The organism is Paenarthrobacter sp. CM16, assembly GCF_013179505.1.
GTDB lineage: Bacteria > Actinomycetota > Actinomycetes > Actinomycetales > Micrococcaceae > Arthrobacter.
In genome coordinates this window covers 1-5,795 of the sequence record NZ_JABMCX010000294.1, presented here as the reverse complement: position 1 = coordinate 5,795, position 5,795 = coordinate 1, and the positions used below count along the sequence as shown (strand labels likewise).

Genomic DNA, 5,795 nt, shown 5'->3' with positions numbered 1-5,795 from the left:
GTCACGGGAGCCGCGTCGGGAATCGGCCGGGCCACCGCTTTGCGCATTGCCAAGGAAGGCGGCAAGGTCGTCGCGGCCGATATCAGCAAGGACCGCCTGGATGCCCTGGTTGAAGAGAACGCAGGACTTGATCTGGTGCCCGTAGCCGGCGACATCTCCACTGAGGAGACCGTAGCCGCAGTTGTGGCAGCCGCTGGCGGGCAGGTGGATGCCCTGGCCAACGTTGCCGGCATTATGGACAACTTCGCTCCCATCCATGAGGTGGATGACGAGCTCTGGGAACGCGTCTTCCGCATCAACGTCACCTCGCTCATGCGCCTGACCCGCGCAGTGGTGCCACTCATGCTCGAAGCCGGAACCGGATCTGTAGTGAACGTTGCGTCCGAGGCAGGCCTGCGTGGTTCTGCCGCCGGCGCTGCCTACACGGCATCCAAGCACTCGGTGGTTGGCCTCACCAAGAACTCGGCGGTGATGTACGGGCCCAAAGGACTGCGGTTCAACGCCGTGGCTCCAGGGCCCACCATCACCAACATCGTGGCCAATTGGGGCTCCCAGCTTGCGGCAGAACGCCTCGGGCCGCTGATGCAGGCCACAGTTCCAACCCCAGCCACAGCAGCACAACTGGCTGCTTCCATCACGTTCCTGCTCAGTGAGGACGGCACCAATGTCAACGGCGCCATTTTGGCGTCCGACGGCGGGTGGTCGGCTCTATAGGGATGTCCCGCCAAGGTGCCGGACCAGTGCGTCGATGATCGGGAGTTGCCCTTTGACGAGCTTGGTCCGCGCCTCGGCCAATCCAAACCAGCGGGCATCGTCGATTTCCGGGAAGTCCTTGATGACACCTGAGCCCTTGGGCCACTCCATGGGAAAGGTGTTGCTGCTGATCTGCTCCGGCTGGAAGTCCGTCGCTTCGGCTGCGTATGCAGTGATGAGCTTCCCTGAGGGCTGCCGGAAAACTCCCAACAAATCGTAGGTGGCTGTAGGCGGCGGGGAACCGATTTCCTCGGTAAACTCGCGTTTTGCGGCAACCAAGGGGTCTTCATCGTCAGGAAATTCACCCTTGGGAATGGACCAGGCATGCTGATCTTTCCGTGCCCAGAATGGGCCACCCATGTGGGCGATCCACAGTTGTAATTCGCCACCGCCTCCGGTTCGGTAGAGGAGTATTCCTGCACTGCGAATGGCCATGAAGTTCCTGAATCAGGTAGTGGTGGCGGGCTGTCTTAGGAGGTGCGGATCTGTCCAGAGTACTGCCGGGACGCTCCACCGTTATCCAATTGATGTTGAAACAGTCATTTTCCATGCCTGTTTCGCTTCCGGCAGCGTTCCCGCTACTTGATAATCGAGGAGTTGCACGTTCCTCTGGGGTGGAACGTGACTGCGGTCTCCGGCAATAGCCGGAGATGTTTCTGGGCGCATCAGCAGGAGGACACAGCTATGGCATTGTCAATGAGGCTCCTTCCAACCGGGGGAACAAAAGTAATGGGGTTGGCCGTCGTCATGGCGGTCGGTTTATCAATGTTCACGGGCATCAGCCCCTCACATGCAGCGGATACCACTCCGATGGCTGAGGATCCCGGGCCAGTGGGCAGCTTTGCTTGGAAAGGCTTCAACTGGCAAAAGCGTTTTTGGGGTGGAGCGCCCATGTACAACGCAAGCTGGGACGCCAACAACGTCAGCAATCCTGACGCCAACGGGTATGTGAAGCTTTCCATCAGCAATCCCACGGGTTCGGCGCCAAAGGGAGCAGAGTTCCAGTCCACCCGTGAAGGCTTCGGCTATGGCACGTACAGCACTACGGTGGAGAAGGACGTCAGCGCGCTGCAGAAAGAAGTGGTGTGGGGTTGCCTTTTCACGTACGATCCTGCGGCGGAACCGGGTTACACAGAGATTGACCTTTGTGAAGCATCCGCCTGGGGCGGTGGGGCTGCCTACGGTGAGGATTGGCCGGTCACTCAAGGCCATGGCTACTGGTTTGATGCCACCAAACCTCCGGGCGAGGGCAACAACACCGTCACCTTTGATGTCACGAACGCCCCGATCCTTACCCACAGGATGGTCTGGGAACCGGGCAAGCTGACCTTTGAAACTTTCGCGGGGGAGGGCTACAGCGGAACGCTGCTGAAAAAGACCATCCTGCAAGGATCCACGGTGCCGCTACCGGCCAATGAACAGATCCACTTCAACCTCTGGGTAACTGGTGGCGGCGGCGGGGATGCAGCCCATGTCGCTCCTGAAACGGTCACCATCCGTGACTTCTCCTTTGTCCCGGGGATTCCGTTGACGGCTCCAACACCTACGATGACAGGTACGGCGGCTGTTGGTTCAACCCTCTTAGCCAACCCCGGAACGTGGACCACCGGGACGGCCCTGACGTATCAGTGGTACAGGAATGGATCGGCGATCTCCGGAGCGACGGCTGCCACGAGGGTGCTCGCCGCAGCCGACCAAGGCGCCAAGTTGACCGTCCGGGTGACCGGCACCAAAACCGGTTACGCAACAACCACCAAGGAATCAGCACAAACGGCCACAGTGATCGCTGGAACCCTGGTGGCACCCACTCCCACCATCAGCGGAACCTTAAGTGTTGGCTCCACCCTGACGGCCAACCCGGGTACCTGGACTTCCGGAACCACACTGACTTATCAGTGGTACCGCTCCGGTGTTGCGATCACCGGAGCCACGGCCAAGACCTACACCCTGGTGAGCGCTGATCAGGCGGACACTATGAGGGTCAGGGTTACAGGGACCAAAACCGGCTACACCACGGTGGCCAAGTTCTCGGCTGTTTCGGCTCCGGTCACCTGAGCCCTCATCGCCTAAGAACTGAGGGCTAAATGACAAACCCGCGGTTGTGTCGCGCTGGGGGTAAGCGACGCAACTGCGGGACTGCCAGGCCTGGTTAGTTCTTCTGTGCCCTGACGGGGACGATCCTCTTGACTGCGAGACCGAGTGCCAGCATGGCGAAAGCAGCCAGTGCGAACCAGAAGAGATCTCCTGCTCCGGTCATTGCGAGTGCTCCTGAGCCCATTCCGGCTGCGGTGGCTCCTGCGAGGGGGGCTGCTGGGTTGTTGTACATGAGTCGATTACCAAACTTTCTTTCTGTTGAGTGCTGCATCCAGGTACGCCTTGGCGTGAACAGCCTGGAGGAACATATCTATGACGGTTTCGTACATGGTTGCGGCCAGCAACATGTACCTCCAGCCCCGGAAGCGCAGGGTTACGATGCGCTCCAGGACGAAGATTGCAGTAACAGCTATCCAGAAGGGGTGCAGGTTCAGGCCCGTTCCGCTGGTGAAAGCGAAGACGATGGAGCCGAAGTAGGCCAACGTCACCACCACGCCGATCATGGACAGGAACTGGCGTCCCCAGTAGGGCCTGGTGATTTTGGTCCATCCGTACTGCACGCAGTTCTCAACTGCGCCGCGCTTCCAGCGAAGCCGCTGTGCCCAGAGTTCGCGCCATGTAGGCATAACCTCCGTGACCAGCCTGCAGTTGGACGGGGATGCGATGCGGTAGCCGAGGGTCAACAGGGCAAAAGAGAGTTCGTTGTCCTCCGTCAGGACCGAGGTGTCGTACACGCCGCCCTTGCCGTTGCCCGGAGGAAGTGTGCCCTCCAGCCGGGCTGAGACCACGTCACGGAGTGTCTTGACCCGGAACAGTGCTGCCGTTCCTGTGACCACCAGGCACTTTCCGTGCAGACGCTTCACATCGCGGGCATACCGGGCGTACTCGTTGCGCTGCAGGTGTCCCACGAAACCACCGCCGGGACCGCCGCTGAACACTCCGCCCACGGCACCGAGCAGTTCGTCGGCCAACAGGTTCTTGGTGGCATTCTCGATGAAGTCGAGGGCGAGCTGCGAGTCCGCATCCTGTACCAGGATCAGGTCCTCGGGGTCAGCCTGTGGGAGCAGCTCGCTGAGCGCGAAGTTCAGGGCTCCGGCCTTCTTGTCCTTATTGCCGACGGTCCGCAGGACCTCTACGCCCTGGGCAAGCGCAAGGGCCTCGGTGTCGTCAGTGCAGTTGTCCGCGACGACGATGATGCGGTCCGGGCGGCGGGTCTGGTTGTTCAGCGATGTGAGGGTCTCGGTGATGCCGGCGGATTCGTTGTGTGCAGGAACCAGGACGGTGACCACGCCTCCGGCTGCGCGGTGGGATCCGCGCGGAACGGTGGCCGTTGCCAGTGAGTGGGTGTAGGCCGTCTGTTCCGTGATTTCCGCGAGCATTGTGATCCCTCCGTTCGAGCGTTGAAGCGTTGACTCACTTAGAGTTCCAACGCCAACGCAAGAAACGCGCAGGCAAAGCGTCAAGGAAATATCAAGGTTTGCTCAGGACTTGAGGAATGGCGTCACGAAGAGGGGTTTCGGGGTACTTATGCCCAATTTCCCGCCCCTATTCCGGTCTTGTCCGAGGGGCCCGCCGCGCAACGCCGGGGAAAACGGATAACCCCGGGGACTCAGCCGGGCGCCTCAACTCAGCCCGGCGCCTCAACTCAGCCGGGCGCCTCAACTCAGCCGGGCGCTTAAACGCAAGAGGACGACGCCGGTGAGTTCCGGCGTCGTCCTCTTGCGTTGTGTGTGAGCTGCTTAGCGGGTCAGGCTCACGGTGAAGGTTTTGGGTCCGCTGAGGGTCACTGCGATTCCGCAGTTTTCTGCAGCTGCCCGGTGTGAGAGGGACTGAACGGCGGCATCGATCGTGTGGTCGATGGCCGACTTGTCCCAGATTTTCAGCGTGATGGAGTCAGTATGTGTCGTCATTGTCAGTACTTTCACTCAGGCCGTTAACAGCCCCAAGCCTCTTCGCCCGGGGCCGCATCCTCGTCGGTGAGGATTGCTGATTCAGCTTGTATGGGAACGAATTCCCTCATTCATGGTTCATGGTGCCCGCCATGGTTGACAAGCGAATCCGAAGAAGTGTGACCCATTACACGTTGCTGGTTACGCCGTGTAACCGTGCGGACTGCCCAAGCGACGGACGCCAGGTTCCGGCGTGCACTGCCAGCTGCGCCGACGGTGCGCCGTCCTCACTGGCTTTGCTGGTCAGAGGTCCAGAATGCAACCCAATGTGGTTGATTCTGGGTTGAGTCAACGTCAAAGTGGGTGGTGAAGGGCCGGCCGAGCGCGCCTCCAAGGCCTGCCCTTCCCAAATGCTTCGGACAACTTCACACAAATAGCACCGAAATCTCCCAGTCATTTCCTGTCAAACCCTTGACGATGCTGTGGAACCGCTGGTAAATCTTGTTGGCGGAAAGCGTTTTCTCACCGAACCCACCACCACCCATCAAGCTTGGTTGGCAATGCGGTGCAAGGCAGTGAAACGTTCCAATCACAGGTGCGCGCAGACCCCCTGCCGCCCAGCATCAAAGGAGATGTTCTTTGGACCACCCCTCGAAATGTTCCTATCGCACTCCCCGTGGCCGTGCGTGGAGGGCCGTGCCTCTTGCGGCTTCCGCCTCGCTCGCTGCCGCCGCCATCGCCCTGACGGGAGTTCCGCTGGCCCAAGCAGCCCCCGCCCAATCGACGCAGGCAGCGCAAGGCAACCTTCCCGCCGTCGTGCCTGCCACTACGGATACAGCAGCCCTGAAACGCCAAGTGGAAAACCTGGACCGCGCACCGGTGGCCGTCCTGACTGACCAGGGCGTCACGGTGAGCTGGCGCATGCTGGGCCTGGACAAGGACACCGTTGCTTTCCAGGTTCTGCGGGACGGGGTCAACATCACTCCTGAACCCCTCCGCAACGCCACCATGCTGGTGGACCCGGACGGCACGGCGGAGTCGAGCTACGTCATCAAGACT

General features: G+C 60.7%; 6 protein-coding genes and 1 pseudogene. 3 read left to right on the top strand and 4 right to left on the bottom strand.

Annotated features, from left to right (window positions below):
* A partial coding sequence (locus HP499_RS19925; RefSeq protein ID WP_216660189.1) for an SDR family NAD(P)-dependent oxidoreductase occupies positions 1 to 714 on the top strand: 714 nt, incomplete at its 5' end.
* Here HP499_RS19925 and HP499_RS19920 read toward each other — a convergent pair.
* Complete coding sequence (locus HP499_RS19920; RefSeq protein ID WP_172325874.1) at positions 709 to 1,188, bottom strand: NUDIX domain-containing protein; 480 nt, start codon at positions 1,186 to 1,188, stop codon at positions 709 to 711. The two genes, HP499_RS19925 and HP499_RS19920, sit on opposite strands and share 6 nt — an antisense overlap.
* Before the next feature lie 456 nt (positions 1,189 to 1,644).
* Here HP499_RS19920 and HP499_RS19915 point away from each other — a divergent pair, with 456 nt between their 5' ends.
* A complete protein-coding gene (locus HP499_RS19915) occupies positions 1,645 to 2,808 on the top strand; it encodes a hypothetical protein (RefSeq protein WP_253951711.1) in 1,164 nt (387 codons plus the stop codon).
* 94 nt (positions 2,809 to 2,902) lie between these two features.
* Here HP499_RS19915 and HP499_RS19910 read toward each other — a convergent pair whose 3' ends face one another.
* The 3 genes from HP499_RS19910 to HP499_RS19900 all read right to left on the bottom strand — a co-directional run bounded on the left by HP499_RS19910 (position 2,903) and on the right by HP499_RS19900 (position 4,757).
* Positions 2,903 to 3,079 (bottom strand): hypothetical protein, encoded by a 177-nt coding sequence (locus tag HP499_RS19910; RefSeq protein ID WP_172325873.1) that lies wholly within the window; start codon positions 3,077 to 3,079, stop codon positions 2,903 to 2,905.
* Positions 3,080 to 3,086: 7 nt separating this feature from the next.
* Positions 3,087 to 4,226, bottom strand: coding sequence for a glycosyltransferase family 2 protein (locus HP499_RS19905; RefSeq protein WP_172325872.1), 1,140 nt, complete (start codon positions 4,224 to 4,226; stop codon positions 3,087 to 3,089).
* A 360-nt stretch (positions 4,227 to 4,586) separates the two neighbouring features.
* Complete coding sequence (locus tag HP499_RS19900; RefSeq protein ID WP_172325871.1) at positions 4,587 to 4,757, bottom strand: hypothetical protein; 171 nt, start codon at positions 4,755 to 4,757, stop codon at positions 4,587 to 4,589.
* 675 nt (positions 4,758 to 5,432) lie between these two features.
* Here HP499_RS19900 and HP499_RS19895 point away from each other — a divergent pair.
* A pseudogene (locus HP499_RS19895) lies at positions 5,433 to 5,795 on the top strand (hypothetical protein); the annotation flags it as partial.

Excerpts from the sequence above, each read along its gene's own strand:
- HP499_RS19920 (WP_172325874.1), bottom strand. The coding sequence starts at position 1,188 with ATGGCCATTCGCAGTGCAGGAATACTCCTCTACCGAACCGGAGGCGGT.
- HP499_RS19915 (WP_253951711.1), top strand. The coding sequence starts at position 1,645 with ATGTACAACGCAAGCTGGGACGCCAACAACGTCAGCAATCCTGACGCC.
- HP499_RS19910 (WP_172325873.1), bottom strand. The coding sequence starts at position 3,079 with ATGTACAACAACCCAGCAGCCCCCCTCGCAGGAGCCACCGCAGCCGGA.
- HP499_RS19905 (WP_172325872.1), bottom strand. The coding sequence starts at position 4,226 with ATGCTCGCGGAAATCACGGAACAGACGGCCTACACCCACTCACTGGCA.
- HP499_RS19900 (WP_172325871.1), bottom strand. The coding sequence starts at position 4,757 with ATGACGACACATACTGACTCCATCACGCTGAAAATCTGGGACAAGTCG.